Consider the following 17,925-nt stretch of genomic DNA (forward strand, 5'->3'; position numbering starts at 1 on the left):
TTCCTTCCGATCTACGAGTGAGAAGGCGGCGGGCTCCCGGCCCGCCTCCCACGCCACCGATGCCGGATCACTTCTCACCACGATGGAGAACCCGTGGCCAAGAGCCGTAACAACCTTCTCGGCGTAGGCGGACAGCGCAAGAAGCTGTCCCGCGCCGACCAGCAGGGCTCCGCCCCTGCCCGCGCCGCCGACCGCCGGGCGGCCGCCGACCAGAAGCAGGAACTGCTGCGCAAGATGCGCGAGCGCGCCGAGGGTACGGAGGGCACGGAGGGTACGGAGGGCACCGAGGCCGCCGAAACCGCCGCCCAGGGCGCCGGTCAGGGGCAGGCCGAGCAGCAGGGCTGACGCCCTTCCCTGACGCCCCCACCACCGCACGCACCGGGGCCCGGGTCACCTCATCAGGTGGCCCGGGCCCCGCTGCGTACCCACCGCCCCTACCCCAGGCGGGCGGCCGTGCGCTCGGCCGTGCCCTCTGCCCAGGCGCCGCTGGTCCAGGCGCCCACCGCCAGGACGCACGCCCCGCAGCCGGTGATGATCCACCAGGCCGGGCGGCTCGCCTCGGCGAAGCCCGCCGTGTGCGAGGCGGGCGAGACGCCCGCGGCCAGCACCGCGCCGATGACGGCGACGCCCAGCGTCTGGCCGATCTGGCGGCTGGTGGAGGCGACGGCGGCGGCGACGCCCGCCTGGGCGCGGGGCATGCCCGAGACGGCCGTGTTGGTGATCGGGGCGTTCACCATGCCGAAGCCGAGGCCGAAGAGCACGTACCCGGTGAAGAGCAGGGGCGTCGACGTCTCCGCCTCGAACGCCGCGAACAGCACCCCGCTCGCCGCCATGGTCACGCCCGCGATCAGCAGCGGCAGGCGCGGCCCACGGCTGCCGACCAGCCGGCCCGACAGGGGCGCGCACACCAGAGTGAGGGCCGCCATCGGCAGCATGTAGAGCCCGGCGTGCAGGGCGGAAAGGCCCCGCACGTCCTGGAGGTAGAGCGTGTTGACGAACAGGAACCCGGCGAGCGCGGCGAACGCGCACACCGCGATCACCGTGGCCCCGCTGAACGGCGCGCTGCGGAAGAAGCGCAGGTCGATCAGGGGCTCGGCGCGCCTCGGCTCGTACAGCAGGAAGGCGGTCAGGGCGAGCGCGGCGACGACGGCCAGGGCGGGGCTCGCCTCGATGATCGCGTAGGTGAGTGAGCCGAGCAGGACGATGATCAGGAGCTGCCCGACCGGGTCCATGCGGCGCGGCCTGGGGGCCCGTGACTCCGGGACGTACCGGAAGGTCAGCAGGAGCGCGGCCAGGCCGACCGGCAGGTTGAGCCAGAAGATCGAGCGCCAGCCCACCGAGTCGGTGAGCACCCCGCCGACCAGCGGGCCCGCCGCCATGGAGATGCCCACGACGCCGCCCCAGACGCCGATGGCCCGGGCGCGCTCGCGCGGGTCGGTGAAGGTGTTGGTGATGATCGACATGGCGACGGGGTTGAGCATGGAGCCGCCCATGGCCTGGATCATGCGGAAGGCGACGAGCGATTCGAGGTTCGGGGCGAGGGAGCAGAGCAGGGAGCCGACCGTGAAGAGGGCGAGCCCGGCCATGAACACCTTGCGGCGGCCGATCCGGTCGGCGGTGGAGCCGGCGAGCATCAGGAGCGAGGCGAGGACCAGGGTGTAGGCGTCGATGGTCCACTGCATCCCGGCGACGTCCGCGTGCAGTTCCCTGCGCATGGAGGGCAGGGCGACATTGAGGACGGTGTTGTCGAGGCTGACGATCAGCAGGCTCATGCAGCAGATCGCCAGCACCAGCAGCCGCCGGCGGGGGGTGAGCTCGGGCATACATCCAAAGTACGCCTAACTAACGACCTGCTTCTCCCGTACGCGACAATGGGGGGCATGACCGCGTTCAGTCCTCTTTCCATCGGGCCGCACCACGTGCGGCCGCCGGTGGTGCTCGCGCCGATGGCCGGCATCACGAATGCCCCCTTCCGTACCCTGTGCCGCGAATTCAGTGGCGGCAAGGGCCTGTTCGTGAGCGAGATGATCACGACGAGGGCGCTGGTCGAGCGCAACGAGAAGACCATGCAGCTGATCCACTTCGACGCGACCGAGACGCCCCGGTCCATCCAGCTGTACGGCGTCGATCCCGTGACCGTCGGCAAGGCGGTCCGGATGATCGTGGACGAGGACCTCGCCGACCACATCGACCTGAACTTCGGCTGCCCGGTGCCGAAGGTGACGAGGAAGGGCGGCGGCTCCGCCCTGCCGTACAAGCGGCCGCTGCTGCGGGCGATCCTCAACGAGGCCGTGTCCAACGCCGGGGACCTGCCGGTCACGATGAAGATGCGCAAGGGCATCGACGACGACCACATCACCTTCCTGGACGCCGGGCGGATCGCGGTCGAGGAGGGCGTGACGGCGATCGCGCTGCACGGGCGTACGGCGGCGCAGCACTACGGCGGTACGGCCGACTGGGACGCGATCGCCAGGCTGAAGGAGCACGTCCCGGAGATCCCCGTGCTGGGCAACGGCGACATCTGGTCGGCGGACGACGCGCTGCGGATGATGCGCGAGACCGGGTGCGACGGGGTCGTGGTCGGGCGGGGCTGCCTCGGGCGGCCGTGGCTCTTCGGCGACCTGGTGGCGGCCTTCGAGGGTACGGGGGCGGCGGCGACGCCCACGCTGCGCGAGGTCGCGGAGGTGATGGTGCGGCACGCCCGGCTGCTGGGGGAGTGGATCGGCGACGAGACGCGGGGCGTCATCGACTTCCGTAAGCACGTGGCCTGGTACCTGAAGGGGTTCGCGGTCGGTTCCGAGATGCGCAAGCGGCTGGCGGTCACCTCGTCGCTGGACGAGCTGCGCGCTCAGCTGAGCGAACTGGACCTGGACCAGGCGTGGCCGGCGGGTGCGGACGGGCCGCGCGGGCGGACGTCGGGCAACAACCGGGTGGTGCTGCCGGACGGGTGGCTGAAGGACCCGTACGACTGCGCCTCGGTCAGCGCGGACGCGGAACTGGACACCTCGGGCGGCTGAGGGGGGCGCACCCCGGGGCCGGTGGGTCGCCGGTGCGTCAGGAGGGCGTCAAGGGGGTCCGGATAGTGGAATCCGGGCCTCCTGTACGGCGTGATTCTCGCCACCCCTGATAAGGGTTGCGCTCAGATGAGCGTTATCGAGGCGGGTGTATTTCTCAAAGGATGGCACTGGGTGCCACTCTTTTTGTGTTCAAGTAGTGAAATCACATGGCGAGCCGTCCGCTCATCTGAGCGCGAACGGCAAGATTTGAGTCAAACGTCATTCGGAGGGTGAACGGGTGCGGTGTCCGCGCCCCCTCCGCCGGTCACTTTCGATCTGCTGGCGGACGGGTGGTTAAGGCCGTATGACGGGTAGGCGTACATACCCAGACACCTTCGATCTGGGTATGTTCCTCGCCGTCAGGGCAGCCACCGAGTCCTCGAGGAGTCGAGACCCGTGTCGGAAAACAAAGATCAGAAGTTCGTGTACGACTTCACCGAGGGCAACAAGGACCTCAAGGACCTGCTCGGCGGTAAAGGTGCGAACCTCGCCGAGATGACCAACCTCGGACTCCCCGTTCCTCCCGGTTTCACCATCACCACCGAGGCCTGCAAGGTCTACCTCGACAGCGGCGAGGAGCCCACGGCACTCCGTGACGAGGTGAGCGCGCACCTTGAGGCGCTTGAGAGGAAGATGGGCAAGAAGCTCGGCCAGCCCGACAACCCGCTCCTCGTCTCGGTCCGCTCCGGTGCCAAGTTCTCGATGCCCGGCATGATGGACACCGTCCTCAACATCGGGCTCTCCGACAAGTCCGTCGAGGGCCTGGCCAAGCAGGCCGGGGACGAGCGGTTCGCGTGGGACTCCTACCGCCGCCTCATCCAGATGTTCGGCAAGACCGTCCTCGGTGTGGACGGCGAGCTGTTCGAGGAGGCCCTCGAAGAGGCCAAGGCGGCCAAGAAGGTCGAGATCGACACGGACCTCGACGCGGGCGACCTCAAGAAGCTCGTCAAGCAGTTCAAGAAGATCGTCAAGTCCGAGGCCGGCCGCGACTTCCCGCAGGACCCGCGCGAGCAGATGGACCTGGCCATCAAGGCCGTGTTCGACTCCTGGAACGGCGAGCGCGCCAAGCTCTACCGGCGCCAGGAGCGCATCCCGCACGACCTGGGCACGGCCGTCAACGTCTGCTCCATGGTCTTCGGCAACCTCGGACCGGACTCCGGTACGGGTGTCGCCTTCACCCGCGACCCGGCCAGCGGCCACCAGGGCGTGTACGGCGACTACCTGCAGAACGCGCAGGGCGAGGACGTCGTCGCCGGTATCCGCAACACCGTGCCGCTCGCCGACCTGGAGTCGATCGACAAGAAGTCGTACGACCAGCTGATGCAGATCATGGAGACGCTGGAGAACCACTACAAGGATCTCTGCGACATCGAGTTCACCATCGAGCGCGGCCAGCTGTGGATGCTCCAGACCCGCGTCGGCAAGCGCACGGCGGGCGCGGCCTTCCGTATCGCCACCCAGCTGGTGGACCAGGGCCTCATCGACGAGGCCGAGGCGCTCCAGCGCGTCAACGGCGCCCAGCTCGCCCAGCTGATGTTCCCGCGCTTCGACGAGAAGGCGAAGGTCCAGCAGGTCGGGCGCGGTATCGCCGCCTCGCCGGGTGCCGCCGTCGGCAAGGCCGTCTTCGACTCGTACACCGCCGTCAAGTGGTCCCGCTCCGGCGAGAAGGTCATCCTGATCCGCCGCGAGACCAACCCCGACGACCTGGACGGCATGATCGCCGCCGAGGGCATCCTGACCTCGCGCGGCGGCAAGACCTCCCACGCGGCGGTCGTCGCGCGCGGCATGGGCAAGACGTGTGTCTGCGGCGCGGAGGAGCTGGAGGTCGACACCAAGCGGCGCCGGATGACCGTGCCGGGCGGGCACGTGGTGGAGGAGGGCGACGTCGTCTCCATCGACGGCTCCACCGGCAAGGTGTACCTCGGTGAGGTACCGGTCGTACCGTCCCCGGTCGTCGAGTACTTCGAGGGCCGTATGCACGCGGGCGCCGACGACGCCGACGAGCTGGTCCAGGCCGTGCACCGGATCATGGCGTACGCGGACCGGGTGCGCCGGCTGCGCGTACGGGCCAACGCCGACAACGCCGAGGACGCGTTGCGGGCGCGGCGCTTCGGGGCGCAGGGCATCGGCCTGTGCCGCACCGAGCACATGTTCCTGGGCGACCGCCGCCAGTACGTCGAGCGGCTCATCCTCGCCGACACGGAGGCGGAGCGCGAGGAGGCCCTCAAGGCGCTGCTTCCGCTCCAGAAGCAGGACTTCGTGGAGCTGTTCGAGGCGATGGACGGCCTGCCGGTCACGGTCCGCCTCCTCGATCCGCCGCTGCACGAGTTCCTGCCGGACATCACCGAGCTGTCGGTGCGCGTCGCCCTCGCCGAGGCCCGCAAGGAGCCGCACGAGAACGAGCTGCGCCTCCTCCAGGCGGTGCACCGGCTGCACGAGCAGAACCCGATGCTGGGCCTGCGCGGCGTGCGCCTCGGCCTGGTCATCCCCGGCCTGTTCACCATGCAGGTGCGGGCGATCGCCGAGGCCGCCGCCCAGCGGATCGAGGCCAAGGGCGACCCGCGCGCGGAGATCATGATCCCGCTCGTCGGCACCGTCCAGGAGCTGGAGCTCGTCCGCGACGAGGCCGAGCAGGTCATCGCCGAGGTGCGGGCGCAGACCGGCGTCGAGCTGAACCTCGCGCTCGGCACGATGATCGAACTGCCGCGCGCCGCCGTGACCGCCGGTCAGATCGCCGAGTGTGCCGAGTTCTTCTCCTTCGGCACCAACGACCTCACCCAGACCGTCTGGGGCTTCTCCCGCGACGACGTGGAGGCGAGCTTCTTCACCGCGTACCTGGAGAAGGGCATCTTCGGCGTCAGCCCGTTCGAGACGATCGACAAGGAGGGCGTCGGCGCGCTCGTGCGCAGCGCGGTCGAGGCCGGCCGGGCCACCCGCCCGGACATCAAGCTCGGTGTGTGCGGTGAGCACGGCGGCGACCCGGAGTCGGTGCACTTCTTCCACGAGGTGGGCCTGGACTACGTCTCCTGCTCCCCGTTCCGTATCCCGGTGGCGCGCCTGGAGGCGGGCCGGGCGGCGGCCCGGTCGAGCGGCAGCGACAGCCGCTGACGGACCACCGGAGCCGCCGTCGCCTCGTTCGACCCTCACCGGCGCGGCGGCGGCTCCGGGGCGCAAGAGAGACGGGGCGGACACCTTTGTGCGGAGGTGTCCGCCCCGTCGCCATGCGTCCCCAGGGGTCCCCGGGAGAGCTTGGGCGGGCGTTCCCGGGGGAGAGTCAGGGGGCGTGGGGGAGAAATGTGGGTTCCTGTTGTAGGGCGGCCGGTTGAATTCCGGGCTGTTGAATGACGGACCTCTTATGAACGGTCGAATGACGTCAATTCACCCGCAAAGAACGGGCGGAGCGCGGCCACCGGATCCCCACCCGCCGACCGCGCCCCATTACCCCTGCCGGACAGGAGAGCCGCAACCTTTCAGGTCCGCCGCCGGACGTGCGAAGCCCCCCACGGTCTTCGTCACGTCACCTCGGTCCTGAAGGTTTCCCGTCCGACGGCGTACAGCTTTTCGGTTACCCCCCGGTCTCCGCGATGCGTTTCAACTGTGGCTGAAATGCCGTGGTGACGTGCTGTGATGGCATGCATACTCATTGGCGGGGGGTGATTGCGCATGCAACAGGTGGGGGTTCAGTGCTACGTATTCATTTCACCGGGGACGATCTCGCCGGGGTGCGGATGGCCGCCCGGCCGGATGCGTTGTGGGAAACGATTCTCAGCTTTCACAGGTTGCGCGACCGGCGCGGCGCGCTGGTCTACGGCGCATGGCGCTCCGAGACCCGGACACGGCTGAACGGGGAAACGCGACTGCTCGGCGCGCTCGTCCCGGTCCGGGGCTACTTCCCCGATTTCCTGACGCCGCCCCAGGGGCTCGACGGCCTCGACGCGGGCCTCCAGGCCGTGCGGGCCACCCCGCCCGCCCGCGTCCACACCGAGCTGGCCCTGCTGGCCGCCTCACGGCCCGGCGCGGGCCCCCTGCCCGGATGGGCGGGCGACCTCGCCCAGGGCAGCCCCGAGCCGTTCAGCCGGCTCATCGGGGCGCTGCGCGGCTACCACCGGGCCGCCATCGAGCCGTACTGGTCGCACATCGAGGCGAGCGTGGAGGCCGACCGGGCGGTACGCGGCCGCGCCCTGCTCGACGGCGGCGCCGACGAACTGCTCGCCTCCCTGCCGCCGATGCTCCGCTGGCGCTCGCCCGTGCTGGAGGCCGACTACCCGGTCGACCGCGAACTGCGCCTGGACGGGCGGGGCCTGCTGCTCCAGCCGTCGTACTTCTGCCGGGGCACCCCGGTCGTCCTGCGCGACCCGGACCTGCCGCCCGTGCTGGTCTACCCCGTCACGCACACCGACGCCCCCGCGTCGGGCGCCTGCGAGACCGGGGCGTCCCCGCTGGGCAGGCTCGTCGGGCACACCCGGTGCGCCGTGCTCAAGGCGATAGGCCACGGCGGTACGACCAGCGAGCTGGCCCGCCGCGCCGGGGTCTCCCTCGCCTCGGCCAGCCAGCACGCGGGCGTACTGCGCGAGGCGGGCCTCGTGGTCACCCTCCGCCAGGGCAGCTCGGTGCTGCACACCCTGACGCCACTGGGCGCCGCCCTCCTGCACGGTGGCGGCGCCCAGCCCAGGCAGCAGCAGCAGCGGCGGCGTTACGCGCGGAACGGCCCCGTCACCTCGTAGGTGATACCGCCCGACGAACTGCCGGTCGTGCCCCGCTGGCTGGAGAAGTACAGCCGCTTGCCGTCCGGCGAGAACGCCGGGCCACAGATCTCCGAGCCGGACTGGCCGTTGATCCGCAGGAAGGGCGCCACCACGTCGTCCGGCGTGATGACGCAGATCTCCATGTTGCCGCCGTCCTCCGCGACGAACAGGTCGCCGGAGGACGAGCCGGTGACGTTGTCGACGCCGGTCAGCGGGGCGGTGCCGCTGGTGACCAGGGAGTCGTCGTAGGCGAGCTCGTAGGTGTTGTCCGCCAGGTTCAGCTGCCACAGGCGGTTGTCGCCCTTGGTGGTGAACCAGACGGTGTCGTTGGCGTAGTGGCAGCCCTCGCCGCCGTTGAACGTCTTCGCACCGGACACCTGGCGGCGCGTGTAGGTCGGGGAGCCGTCGGGGTCGGGAACGTCGGCCCAGGTGAAGGAGCCGGACGTGGCGGTGCCGGCCTTCATCACCTGGAGGGTGCCGGAGGACAGGTCGCCCCAGGTGGCGGGGACGAACCGGTAGAAGCAGCCGTCCGACTTGTCCTCGGTCAGGTAGATCACCTCGCGGACCGGGTCGGCGGCGGCGGCCTCGTGGTTGAACCGGCCCATCGCGGGGCGGCGGACGGCGGCGTTCACACCCCACGGGTCGGTCTCGTAGACGTACCCCGTGTCGACCTCCTCGCAGGACAGCCAGGTGTTCCACGGCGTCTTGCCGCCCGCGCAGTTGCGGTTGGTGTTGCCCAGGATGCGGTACGCGCCCGTGATCGCCCCCGTCGAGGAGAACTTCACCGCGCTCGCGCCGCCCGTGGTGGAGATCTCCGAGTTCGAGACGTAGATCCAGCCGGTGCCGTCGGCGAAGCACGCCCCGCCGTCCGGGGCGTTGTGCCAGGTGTACGAGGTGGAGCCGACCTTCTGGCCGGACCGGGCGATCACCCGGCTGGTGAAGCCGCTGGGCAACTGGATGCCGTTGGCGTCCGCCGCGCCGAGGGCACCGTACGGGCCCGCGCCGGGCTGCGCCGGGGCCGCGTAGGCCGCGCCCTGCATCAGGGTGCCGCCGAAGGCCGCCGCCGTGGCGCCCATCACCGCTCCACGCAGGAAACTGCGACGTTCCACTTGTCACTCCAGGGGGTGTGTGACCGGCCCGCCGCACCGGTCGGGCGACGGGATCGCGCGCTTCCGGAACCTAGGAGTCCCGCATTGACGGTGCATCAACAACCGGTGAAGGGGAAGCGGCGGGCACGGCGCGGCCGTGGCGGGGCGTGGTTTCCGGCCGGTGGTGGGGGGCGGGGTCGTGTCGGCTCTCCCGCGTCGTGTCAGTTCTCCAGCAGGGTCTTCAGCGCTGCCAGCCGCTCCTTCCAGAAGTCCTTGTACGCCGCCACCGCGTCCGCGTCCGGGAGCTTGGTGTGGCCCAGGCCCACCTGTGTCCTGGCGCCGTCCTTGGGCGTCACGTACACCGAGAGGCGGCTGGTGCCGCCTTCCCAGTCCGCGGTGAGCGACGTACCGGGGCGGTGGGTCCGGAGCGCGAAGCCGCCCTCCGGCAGCCAGTGGCGGCGTACCTCCGGGTCGGCGAACGCCTCGGTGACCTGCTCCGGCGGGGCGTTCACCGTGCGGCTGACGGAGACCTGCCAGTCGCCCCCGCTGGACTGGCCGACCTCGCGCATGCCGCGCTCCTGCTCGTACCCGACCGTGATCGACTGGGCGTGCCAGCCGGGTACGCCGTGCGCCTCGACGAGGTGGCGGGCGATCTCGGTGTGGGTACGGGACGTGGCGCCCCACGCGTCGAGCAGGGCGAACCAGGCGGCCCAGTCCTTGCCGGTCGCGGCGGACAGCGCGTCATCCGACAGTTTCTCGGTGATCCTGCGGCCTGCGGGGTTCATGGCGCCGAGGCTAGATCCGGGCCGGGGGCCCCGCAACGCGGGGCCGCGTCGCACCGGGCGGCGCCGGTGCGGTGGCGGTGCGGCGCCGGTGCTGTGGCGGTGCGGTGGCGGCAGTGGCGCAGGGGAGCGAAATTTCTTTCGAGGGAGCGATGAGTTTCCGAAAGGCCCCCGGTCTACCCCTCGAAAGCCGCACACCGCGACCGCGACGCACACGACGCACACGACGCACACGACGAGAGAAGAGTGACGACATGCCCCAGATGATCTTCGTGAACCTGCCGGTGAAGGACCTCGACGCGTCGAAGACCTTCTGGAGCAAGCTGGGCTTCTCCTTCAACGAGCAGTTCAGCGACGACAAGACCGCGTGCCTGGTCCTCAGCGACACGATCTTCGTCATGCTCCTGACCGAACCACGCTTCAAGGACTTCACGAAGAAGGAGATCGCCGACGCGGCCCGCACCACCGAGGCGATCTTCGCGCTGAGCGCCGACAGCCGGGAGAAGGTCGACCAGCTCGCCGACACCGCGCTGGCCTCCGGCGGCTTCGCCGCCAACGACCCGCAGGACTACGGCCCGATGTACGGCCGCTCCTTCCAGGACCCCGACCACCACCTGTGGGAGGTCATCTGGATGGACCCGGCGGCCGTCCAGGGCTGACCACGCCCCACACGCCGTCGTACGTCACGCCGGTGAGCCGCCCGAGCCGGTGCCCGGGCCACTCACCGGCGACGTCGTGGCGACCCTTACGAGGAGCGGACGGGGAAGACCGCCACCGACACGTCCTCGTCGTCCAGGCACCGCCCCGTCTCCAGGTCGAAGCGCTGCTTCAGCAGCGGCGACGCCACGAACAGGCGCCCGGCCGCCGAGCCGAGCAGCCCGCGCGAGAGCACCTGGGCGCCCGTGAACGGGTCGCGGTTGTCGATGGCGTAGAGCCGGCCCGTCCGGTCCTGGAACAGCGCCGCCTGGGCGCCGTCCGGGAGGAGGGCCGCCATGCCGCGGCCCGGCGTCAGGACCGACGCGTCGCAGATCGGCAGCCACGTGCCGGCGTGGGAGAGTTCGAGCATCATCGGGCGGACACCCCTTCCAGGGTCAGGACCGTCAGGTCGGGCTTGATCTGGCCACGCTCCGGTACGAACTTCACCGAGGGGTCCGGTGCCTCCGGGGCGTTCACGAAGGAGACGAACCGGCGCAGCCGCTCCGGGTCGTTCAGCGTCTCGGCCCACTCGTCGCGGTAGGTGGCCACGTGCGCGGCCATCAGCGCCTCCAGCTCGTCGCACAGCCCGAGCTTGTCGTGCACGATCACATCGCGCAGATGCTCCAGGCCGCCCTCCAGCCGCTCCAGCCAGGCCGCCGTACGCTCCAGCCGGTCGGCGGTGCGGATGTAGAACATCAGGAACCGGTCGATCAGCCGGATCAGCTCCGCGTCCGACAGGTCCTGGGCGAGCAGGTCCGCGTGGCGCGGCGTGGCGCCGCCGTTCCCGCCGACGTACAGGTTCCAGCCGTTCGCCGTGGCGATCACGCCGAAGTCCTTGGACTGGGCCTCCGCGCACTCCCGCGCGCAGCCCGACACCGCCGACTTGAGCTTGTGCGGGGCGCGCAGACCCCGGTAGCGCAGCTCCAGGTCGATGGCCATCTTGACCGAGTCCTGCACGCCGTAGCGGCACCAGGTCTGGCCCACGCACGACTTCACCGTGCGCAGCGACTTGCCGTACGCGTGCCCCGACTCGAAGCCCGCGTCCACCAGCCGCGCCCAGATCGCCGGCAGCTGGTCGACCCGGGCGCCGAACAGGTCGATCCGCTGACCGCCCGTGATCTTGGTGTAGAGCCCGAAGTCGCGGGCGACCTCGCCGATCACGATCAGCTTGTCCGGGGTGATCTCCCCGCCCGGGATGCGCGGCACGATCGAGTACGAGCCGTTGCGCTGCATGTTCGCCAGGAAGTGGTCGTTGGTGTCCTGGAGGGCGGCCCGCTCGCCGTCGAGGATGTACTCGTTGGTGAGGCTCGCCAGGATCGACGCCACGGCCGGCTTGCAGATCTCGCAGCCCTCGCCGCCGCGCGCCTCCGCACGGCCGTGCGAGTCGAGCAGCTGCGCGTAGGAGGTGAAGCGCATCGTGCGGACGATCTCGTACAGCTCACTGCGGGTGTACGAGAAGCAGCCGCACATCCCGCTGTCGGCCGGCTTCGGCAGCAGCTGCTGGATCACCTTCACGCAACTGCCGCAGCCCGTGCCCGCCTTGGTGCACTTCTTGACCTCGGGCAGCGAGGAACAGGCGCAGATGGCGCCCTTGGTGACGTTGTGGCAGGAGCAGATGATCGCGTCGTCGGGGAGCGAGGACGGGCCGAGGGCGACCGGAGCGCCGGCGCCGGCCGGCAGCACCAGCTGCTCGGGGGAGACCGGCGGCTTGGTGCCGGTCATCGGCCGCAGCATGCCGTACGACTCGGCGTCACCGACCAGCACGCCGCCCAGCAGGACGCCCTCCTGGTCCACGACGAGCTTCTTGTAGATGCCGGAGCGGGAGTCGGAGTAGACGACGTCCAGGCAGTTCTCGGTGGTGCCGTGCGCGTCGCCGAAGGACGCCACGTCCACGCCGAGCAACTTGAGCTTGGTGGAGGTGTCGGCGCCGGTGAAGGTGGCACCAGCTGCTGCCGCCGCGGGGCCCGCCTCGTCCTCGGCGATCGCCGCGGCCGCCGTCAGCGCCATCTCGTAGCCCGGCGCGACCAGCCCGTACACCCGGCCGTCCGCCGCGAGCGCGCACTCGCCGATCGCGTACACGGCGGGGTCCGACGTACGGCACCGCTCGTCGACCGCGATACCGCCGCGCTCGCCGACGCCCAGGCCGCAGTCGCGCGCCAGCTGGTCCCGGGGCCGTACGCCCGCCGAGAAGACCACCATGTCGGTCGCGACCGTCGAACCGTCCGACAGGGCCATGCCCGTCACCGCGCCGTCCTCGGTGAGGACCTCCTGCGTGCCGGTGCCGGTGTGGACGATGAGGCCCATGTTCTCGATGGTGCGCAGCAGCGCCGCGCCACCGCCCTCGTCCACCTGCACCGGCATCAGGCGCGGCGCGAACTCCACGATGTGCGTCTCCAGGCCCAGGCCCTTGAGCGCGCCCGCCGCCTCCAGACCGAGCAGCCCGCCGCCGACCACCGCGCCGGTCGCCGCCGTCTTGGCGTACTCCTCGATCGCGAGGAGGTCCTCGATCGTGCGGTAGACGAAGCACCCGGTCGCGTCCTTGCCCGGCACGGGAGGTACGAAGGGGTAGGAACCGGTCGCCAGGACGAGGGTGTCGTACGCGATCACCCGGCCGGCGCGCGAGGTCACCGTGCGCGCCTCGCGGTCGATGGTCTCGGCCGGGTCGTCCAGGTGGAGCTCGATGCCGTGCCGCGCCATGAAGCCGTCCTCGACCATGGACAGGTCGTCGGGCTTCTTGCCGTCGAAGTACGAGGTCAGCCGGACCCGGTCGTACGCGGGGCGGGGCTCTTCGCACAGCACGACGATCCGCGCCCGCTCCGTGACGCCCCGGTCCGCGAGGGCTTCCAGGAAGCGCTGGCCGACCATGCCGTGGCCGACGAGGACGATTGTGGGCATGTGGGCCATTTCAGGAGCCTCCGTCATGGGTGAGCAGGTGGAGCAGGGGCGCTTCCGGAAGGGCCTCGTCGCCCTCCCAGGCCCGGGCGAGCGCCCCGACCGCGCCGAGATCGCCGAGCAGGACGCCGCCGACGAGCCGGTCGCCGCGGACGACGACCTTGCGGTACGCGCCGCTGGTGGCGTCCGCCAGCTGCACGGTGTCGTCACCGGGCCGCGGCGTCGCCTCGCCGAACGCCGCCAGTTCGAGGGCGTCCATGCTGAGCCGGGTCAGCGCGCGGGTGCCCCGGTAGGCGCCGGTGCCGTGGCCGAGCACCCCGGCGAGGACGTCGGCCTGCTCCAGGGCGGCGCCGGCCAGCCCGTAGAGCCGGCCGTCGTGCTCGGCGCAGTCGCCGATGGCGTGGATGTACGGGTCGGAGGTACGCAGCTGGTCGTCCACGACGATCCCGCGCCGCACGTCCAGGCCCGCCTCCAGGGCGAGGCCCACGCGCGGGCGCACCCCGCAGGCGATGACGACGATGTCCGCGTCGAGGACGAAGCCGTCCGCGAGTTCCACCGCCTCGACGGCGTCGCCGGCGCAGCGCAGGCCGCGCACCCGGCACTCGGTGTGGACCTCCACACCCAGGTCCGCCTCCAGATGGCGGCGCAGGATCGCGGACGCGTTCGCGTCGAGCTGACGCTCCATCAGGTGCTCGCCCTGCTGGGCCAGCATCACCTCGGCACCCCGGGCCGCCAGCGCGCGGGCCGCCGACACGCCCAGCAGGCCGCCGCCGATCACCACCGCCCGCACCCCGGGGGCCACCAGCGCGTCCAGCGCCAGGCAGTCGTCGAGCGTCCGGAACGCGTGCACCCCGGCCGGCAGCCGGTCACCGCCGCCGGGCCCGCCCAGGCCGCGCAGCGGCGGCAGCACCGGGTTCGAGCCGGTGGCCAGGACCAGCCGGTCGTATGCGAACGCCTCGCCGCCCGCGCAGTGCACCACCCGGGCCTCCCGGTCGATGCCGCTCACCCGCACTCCGCGCCGCACCGCGCCGTCGCGGGGCGACGGCAGGGCGATGACCTCGGGCCCGTACCGCCCGGCCAGGACGTCCGCGAGCAGCACCCGGTTGTAGGGGGCGTGCGGCTCCTCGCCGAGCAGGGTGACGGGCAGCCGCTCGGCGAGGCGCGCCCCCGCCGTACCGCCGCCGACCACCACGATGCGTGAACTCATGCTCAGCAGCGTGCGTCGGCGGTGTTACCCGGCCGCATCCCTATTGTTTCGGGCACGGAAAGCTGCCCTCAGCACGTGGCCGTACGAGCGGTGAGCACGTCGCGGGAGGCGGCGTGGGAAGCTCAGGGCAGGCTCAAGTCTTCCGCGTTCCGTGGACGGCACACCAATCGCGTCCCTAGGGTCGCGAGCATGCCCGACATATCGCTGACCACCCTCCTCTTTCTCTGCGCGGCCGCGCTCGTCGCCGGCTGGATCGACGCCGTGGTCGGCGGCGGCGGGCTGCTGCTCCTGCCCGCGCTGCTGCTCGGCCTGCCGCACGTGTCGACCGCCCACATCCTCGGCACCAACAAGGCGGTCGCCATCGTCGGCACGACGGGCGCCGCCGTGACATACGTACGCAGGGCGCCGGTGCGCGTGCCGGTGCGGACGGCGGTACGGATCGGGCTGGCGGCCCTGGCCGGGTCGATGGGCGGCGCCTTCTTCGCCGCCGGGATCAGCAGCGAGGTGCTGCGGCCGGTGATCATGGTGGTGCTGCTGGGCGTGGCGGCGTTCGTGATGCTGCGGCCGTCCTTCGGTACGGGTGAGGCGAAGGGGCCCGCGACCCGGGCCCGCGTCGTCGCGGCGATCGTGCTCGTGGGCGGCGGGATCGGCTTCTACGACGGGCTGTTCGGGCCCGGGACGGGAACGTTCCTGGTCCTGGCGCTCACCGCCGTGCTCCATCTGGACCTGGTGACCGCGTCGGCCACGGCCAAGATCGTGAACGTGTGCACCAACGCGGGGGCGCTGGCGATGTTCGCCTACCAGGGAACGGTGCTGTGGCAACTGGCGGCGGTGATGGCGGTGTTCAACCTGGCGGGCGGGATGCTGGGCGCGCGGATGGCGCTGCGCAAGGGCGCGGAGTTCGTGCGCGGGGTGCTGCTGGTGGTGGTGTTCTCGCTGGTCGCGAAGCTCGCGTTCGACCAGTGGTACTAGTCGTGTCCGCAAAGTCCCGTCTGCCCGTCGACGCCTGGCACGCACCAGACGCCGCCAGGCCCGCCCTGCGGGCGGACGACGCTACTTTGCGGAAACTCCCCAGGAGTTGCTAGGCATCCGTACGGGACCCGATGAGGTGGGCGTAGGCGACGACATTGCCCTGGTAGCCGGTCTTCTTGTCGAACGTGCCGCCGCAGGTGATCAGCCGTAGCTCGGCGCGGTCGGCCGGTCCGTACACCTTCCGGTCGGGGAAGTCCTCGTTCTCGTACACCTCGATCGCGTCGATCGTGAAGACCGCGGTCCGGCCGTCGCGGCGGGTGACCTCGACGCGGTGGCCCTTCTTGAGGGCGCCGAGCGCGTAGAAGACGGCGGGGCCCTCGGCGTTGTCGACATGGCCGGCCAGGATCGCCGTGCCCTTGGCGCCGGGCGGGGTGCCGTCCTGGTACCAGCCGGCGATGTCGGGGTTCCCCACGGGCGGGACCTCCAGGCTGCCGTCGCCGGCCAGGCCGAGGCGCATGACCGGGGCGTCGACGCCGATGTCGGGGATGCGGACGCGGACCGGGGCGGAGGGCGGCAGGGGAGCGGCGGCCGCGTCGGTGTGCTGGTGGGGGCCGGCGGCGAAGGCCTCGGCGGCGGAGGGGACGGGCGGGGTCACTTCGGCGGAGCCGTTCTGCACCAGCCAGAGGCCGGCGCACGCGGCGATCGCTATGCCCCAGCCCTTGCCCCTGGCCTTCCCCGTCGCCTCCCCCTGTCCCTGGCTCATGGTGTCGGTCATGGCTGCCCTCGCGGGAGAGTGGGGCTCCCCGCCCGCGCCGCGGTCTCGGGGACACACGCGGCGGGGGCGGGGAGCGGGACGGGGTGACGGGGACGGACCCCGTCAGCTGCCCTGCGCGCCGCTCGCCCGGCGGCGCAGGAGCCAGACCCCGCCGGCGGCGGACGCGGCCAGTACGGCCACTCCCGCCGCGATCTGAGTGGTGTCCGGGCCGACACTGCCGCCCACGCCGGTCTTCACATGGCCGCTGGGGAGGTGGCCGCCCGTGCCGCCCTGCTCGTGGCCGCCCGTGCCGCCGGAGTCGTGCCCGCCCGTGTCACGGCCGCCCGTGTCGTGTCCGCCGCCACCGCTGTGCTTGACGACCAGGTCACCGCTGGCCGCCTTGCCGTTGTCGCAGGCCACGGCGATGGCGTAGGTGCCCGGCTTGATGTGGGCGGGCACCTTGAACTGGCCGACCGCGACCTCCTTGTGGGTGCCCGGCGACAGCTTGAACTCGCCGGCGCCGAGGGACGCCGCGTCGCCCACACCGCGGCCCTTCTTGCCGCAGGCGGTCGTGTTGACCGTGACGGTGTCGCCCGGGGCGGCGGGGGACGGGTACACCTCCAGCGTCCCGAAGTCACCGGCGTACGCGGCGGGCGAGGCGAGGGCGCCGAGCGAGGCGACCGCCAGCGCGGTACCGGTCAGCAGGCGGGCAGTGGTGCGCATGGGGGTCCTCCGGGGGCGCGCTACGGGTGGGTGTCCTGGGGGTCCTTGTACCTACGTCCCATGGGTAAGGCCGCGGTGGCCGCGCCCGCCTGCTGAAGCCCCATCAGATCGGCCCGTCCTGGCCGGCGCGCGGCCCGGGACCTGCGGCGTCACCGCAGGTCAGCCGCACCACCCCGGCGGCGCGGTGGCCCTTGGCAGCGCCCCGCCCCGAATGGGTGACCTCGGTCCTCGGTCAGGCGGTCTTCCGTGGCGCAGCGGGCGGGACGGGTCATGGTTACTCACCACCGCTTGACCTGAACCTTTGTTGAGGTACCAAGGTCTTCCGCATGGACACCACGACCACGCGTCTCAAGCTCGCCGTCATCGTCGCAAGCAACCGTCAGGGCCGCTTCGGGCCCGCCATCGCCGACTGGTTCCTCTCCCACACCGCCCAGCACACCGACTTCGCCGTCGACGTCATCGACCTCGGCGACCCCGGCACCGACCTGCCCACCGCCCTCTCGCACGACCCCGCTCCCGCCGTCCGCGACCGGCTCGCCACGATCAGCCCCACGCTGGCCGGCGCTGACGCCTTCGTCGTCCTCACCCCCGAGTACAACCACTCCTTCCCCGCCGCCATCAAGAACCTCATCGACTGGCACGTCACCGAATGGCAGGCCAAGCCCGTCGGCTTCGTCTCCTACGGCGGCATGTCCGGCGGTCTGCGCGCCGTCGAGCAACTGCGCCAGGTCTTCGCCGAGATGCACGCCGTCACCATCCGCGACACCGTCTCCTTCCACAATGCCCACGGCCACTTCGACGAGACGGGCCGGCACAAGGACCCCACCCGCCCCGACGCCGCCGCCAAGACGATGCTCGACCAGCTCGCCTGGTGGGCGCTGGCCCTGCGCGAGGCCAAGTCCGTCCGCCCGTACACGGGCTGAACGCACGAGGGCGGCCGCCGGCGGCGGGCGGTGCGTACGCTCGGTGGTGGGCGGCGCAGCTCGCCGCGGTGGCCCGACTGGTGGAGG

General features: G+C 71.5%; 15 protein-coding genes. 7 read left to right on the forward strand and 8 right to left on the reverse strand.

Going from position 1 to position 17,925, the window contains the following annotated elements:
• Positions 1 to 93: 93 nt before the first annotated feature.
• Complete coding sequence (locus tag QWM81_RS16740; protein ID WP_290112811.1) at positions 94 to 345, forward strand: DUF6243 family protein; 252 nt, start codon at positions 94 to 96, stop codon at positions 343 to 345.
• 89 nt (positions 346 to 434) lie between these two features.
• Here the strand turns inward: QWM81_RS16740 and QWM81_RS16745 are convergent, their stop codons facing one another.
• Entirely contained in the window at positions 435 to 1,823 is a 1,389-nt protein-coding gene (locus QWM81_RS16745; protein ID WP_290112812.1) for an MFS transporter, read from the reverse strand.
• A 57-nt stretch (positions 1,824 to 1,880) separates the two neighbouring features.
• Here QWM81_RS16745 and dusB point away from each other — a divergent pair, with 57 nt between their 5' ends.
• From dusB to QWM81_RS16760, 3 genes are all read left to right on the forward strand, one after another.
• Complete coding sequence (gene dusB, locus QWM81_RS16750) at positions 1,881 to 3,017, forward strand: tRNA dihydrouridine synthase DusB (RefSeq protein ID WP_290112813.1); 1,137 nt, start codon at positions 1,881 to 1,883, stop codon at positions 3,015 to 3,017.
• Between the two features lie 435 nt (positions 3,018 to 3,452).
• On the forward strand, positions 3,453 to 6,164 hold the full coding sequence (gene ppdK / locus QWM81_RS16755; protein ID WP_290112814.1) for a pyruvate, phosphate dikinase: 2,712 nt from the start codon (positions 3,453 to 3,455) through the stop codon (positions 6,162 to 6,164).
• Between the two features lie 575 nt (positions 6,165 to 6,739).
• Positions 6,740 to 7,780 carry an ArsR/SmtB family transcription factor gene (locus QWM81_RS16760; protein WP_290112815.1) on the forward strand — a complete coding sequence of 347 codons (1,041 nt, stop codon included), beginning with the start codon at positions 6,740 to 6,742 and terminating at the stop codon, positions 7,778 to 7,780.
• Here QWM81_RS16760 and QWM81_RS16765 read toward each other — a convergent pair.
• Both QWM81_RS16765 and QWM81_RS16770 read right to left on the reverse strand, forming a co-directional pair.
• On the reverse strand, positions 7,750 to 8,910 hold the full coding sequence (locus tag QWM81_RS16765; RefSeq protein ID WP_290112816.1) for a PhoX family protein: 1,161 nt from the start codon (positions 8,908 to 8,910) through the stop codon (positions 7,750 to 7,752). The genes QWM81_RS16760 and QWM81_RS16765 overlap by 31 nt on opposite strands.
• A gap of 200 nt (positions 8,911 to 9,110) precedes the next feature.
• On the reverse strand, positions 9,111 to 9,674 hold the full coding sequence (locus QWM81_RS16770) for a DUF4287 domain-containing protein (protein ID WP_290112817.1): 564 nt from the start codon (positions 9,672 to 9,674) through the stop codon (positions 9,111 to 9,113).
• Between the two features lie 251 nt (positions 9,675 to 9,925).
• Between QWM81_RS16770 and QWM81_RS16775 the strand changes: the two genes are divergently transcribed.
• Entirely contained in the window at positions 9,926 to 10,330 is a 405-nt protein-coding gene (locus tag QWM81_RS16775) for a VOC family protein (protein WP_290112818.1), read from the forward strand.
• An 86-nt stretch (positions 10,331 to 10,416) separates the two neighbouring features.
• On the opposite strand, the gene nirD is transcribed toward QWM81_RS16775, so the two are convergent.
• Genes nirD through QWM81_RS16790 form a run of 3 tightly spaced genes read right to left on the reverse strand, consistent with a single transcriptional unit; the run spans position 10,417 to position 14,466 of the window.
• Entirely contained in the window at positions 10,417 to 10,740 is a 324-nt protein-coding gene (gene nirD / locus QWM81_RS16780) for a nitrite reductase small subunit NirD (protein WP_290112819.1), read from the reverse strand.
• Positions 10,737 to 13,271, reverse strand: coding sequence for a nitrite reductase large subunit NirB (gene nirB / locus QWM81_RS16785; protein ID WP_290112820.1), 2,535 nt, complete (start codon positions 13,269 to 13,271; stop codon positions 10,737 to 10,739). Before nirB ends, nirD begins: the two co-directional genes overlap by 4 nt.
• A 1-nt stretch (position 13,272) precedes the next feature.
• Entirely contained in the window at positions 13,273 to 14,466 is a 1,194-nt protein-coding gene (locus QWM81_RS16790; RefSeq protein ID WP_290112821.1) for an NAD(P)/FAD-dependent oxidoreductase, read from the reverse strand.
• A 189-nt stretch (positions 14,467 to 14,655) separates the two neighbouring features.
• Between QWM81_RS16790 and QWM81_RS16795 the strand changes: the two genes are divergently transcribed.
• The gene (locus tag QWM81_RS16795) at positions 14,656 to 15,438 is read left to right on the forward strand and encodes a sulfite exporter TauE/SafE family protein (RefSeq protein ID WP_290112822.1); all 783 of its coding nucleotides are present in this window, start codon (positions 14,656 to 14,658) and stop codon (positions 15,436 to 15,438) included.
• 109 nt (positions 15,439 to 15,547) lie between these two features.
• Here the strand turns inward: QWM81_RS16795 and QWM81_RS16800 are convergent, their stop codons facing one another.
• Both QWM81_RS16800 and QWM81_RS16805 read right to left on the reverse strand, forming a co-directional pair.
• Positions 15,548 to 16,201 carry a class F sortase gene (locus tag QWM81_RS16800; RefSeq protein ID WP_290112824.1) on the reverse strand — a complete coding sequence of 218 codons (654 nt, stop codon included), beginning with the start codon at positions 16,199 to 16,201 and terminating at the stop codon, positions 15,548 to 15,550.
• A 114-nt stretch (positions 16,202 to 16,315) separates the two neighbouring features.
• Positions 16,316 to 16,915 (reverse strand): GVDTG sorting domain-containing protein, encoded by a 600-nt coding sequence (locus tag QWM81_RS16805; RefSeq protein WP_290112825.1) that lies wholly within the window; start codon positions 16,913 to 16,915, stop codon positions 16,316 to 16,318.
• Positions 16,916 to 17,241: 326 nt separating this feature from the next.
• Here QWM81_RS16805 and QWM81_RS16810 point away from each other — a divergent pair, with 326 nt between their 5' ends.
• Positions 17,242 to 17,838, forward strand: a complete 597-nt coding sequence (locus tag QWM81_RS16810; RefSeq protein WP_290112826.1) for an NADPH-dependent FMN reductase — start codon at positions 17,242 to 17,244, stop codon at positions 17,836 to 17,838.
• Positions 17,839 to 17,925: the final 87 nt, after the last annotated feature.

This window comes from Streptomyces ficellus (assembly GCF_030406405.1).
In the GTDB taxonomy this organism is placed as follows: Bacteria; Actinomycetota; Actinomycetes; order Streptomycetales; family Streptomycetaceae; genus Streptomyces; species Streptomyces ficellus_B.

Bases quoted from the DNA above. Each gene is read 5' to 3' on its own strand.
- QWM81_RS16795 (WP_290112822.1), top strand. From the start codon at position 14,656: ATGCCCGACATATCGCTGACCACCCTCCTCTTTCTCTGCGCGGCCGCG.
- QWM81_RS16810 (WP_290112826.1), top strand. From the start codon at position 17,242: ATGGACACCACGACCACGCGTCTCAAGCTCGCCGTCATCGTCGCAAGC.
- QWM81_RS16775 (WP_290112818.1), top strand. From the start codon at position 9,926: ATGCCCCAGATGATCTTCGTGAACCTGCCGGTGAAGGACCTCGACGCG.
- QWM81_RS16745 (WP_290112812.1), bottom strand. From the start codon at position 1,823: ATGCCCGAGCTCACCCCCCGCCGGCGGCTGCTGGTGCTGGCGATCTGC.
- nirD (WP_290112819.1), bottom strand. From the start codon at position 10,740: ATGATGCTCGAACTCTCCCACGCCGGCACGTGGCTGCCGATCTGCGAC.
- QWM81_RS16790 (WP_290112821.1), bottom strand. From the start codon at position 14,466: ATGAGTTCACGCATCGTGGTGGTCGGCGGCGGTACGGCGGGGGCGCGC.
- QWM81_RS16770 (WP_290112817.1), bottom strand. From the start codon at position 9,674: ATGAACCCCGCAGGCCGCAGGATCACCGAGAAACTGTCGGATGACGCG.
- dusB (WP_290112813.1), top strand. From the start codon at position 1,881: ATGACCGCGTTCAGTCCTCTTTCCATCGGGCCGCACCACGTGCGGCCG.
- QWM81_RS16800 (WP_290112824.1), bottom strand. From the start codon at position 16,201: ATGAGCCAGGGACAGGGGGAGGCGACGGGGAAGGCCAGGGGCAAGGGC.
- nirB (WP_290112820.1), bottom strand. From the start codon at position 13,271: ATGGCCCACATGCCCACAATCGTCCTCGTCGGCCACGGCATGGTCGGC.
- QWM81_RS16805 (WP_290112825.1), bottom strand. From the start codon at position 16,915: ATGCGCACCACTGCCCGCCTGCTGACCGGTACCGCGCTGGCGGTCGCC.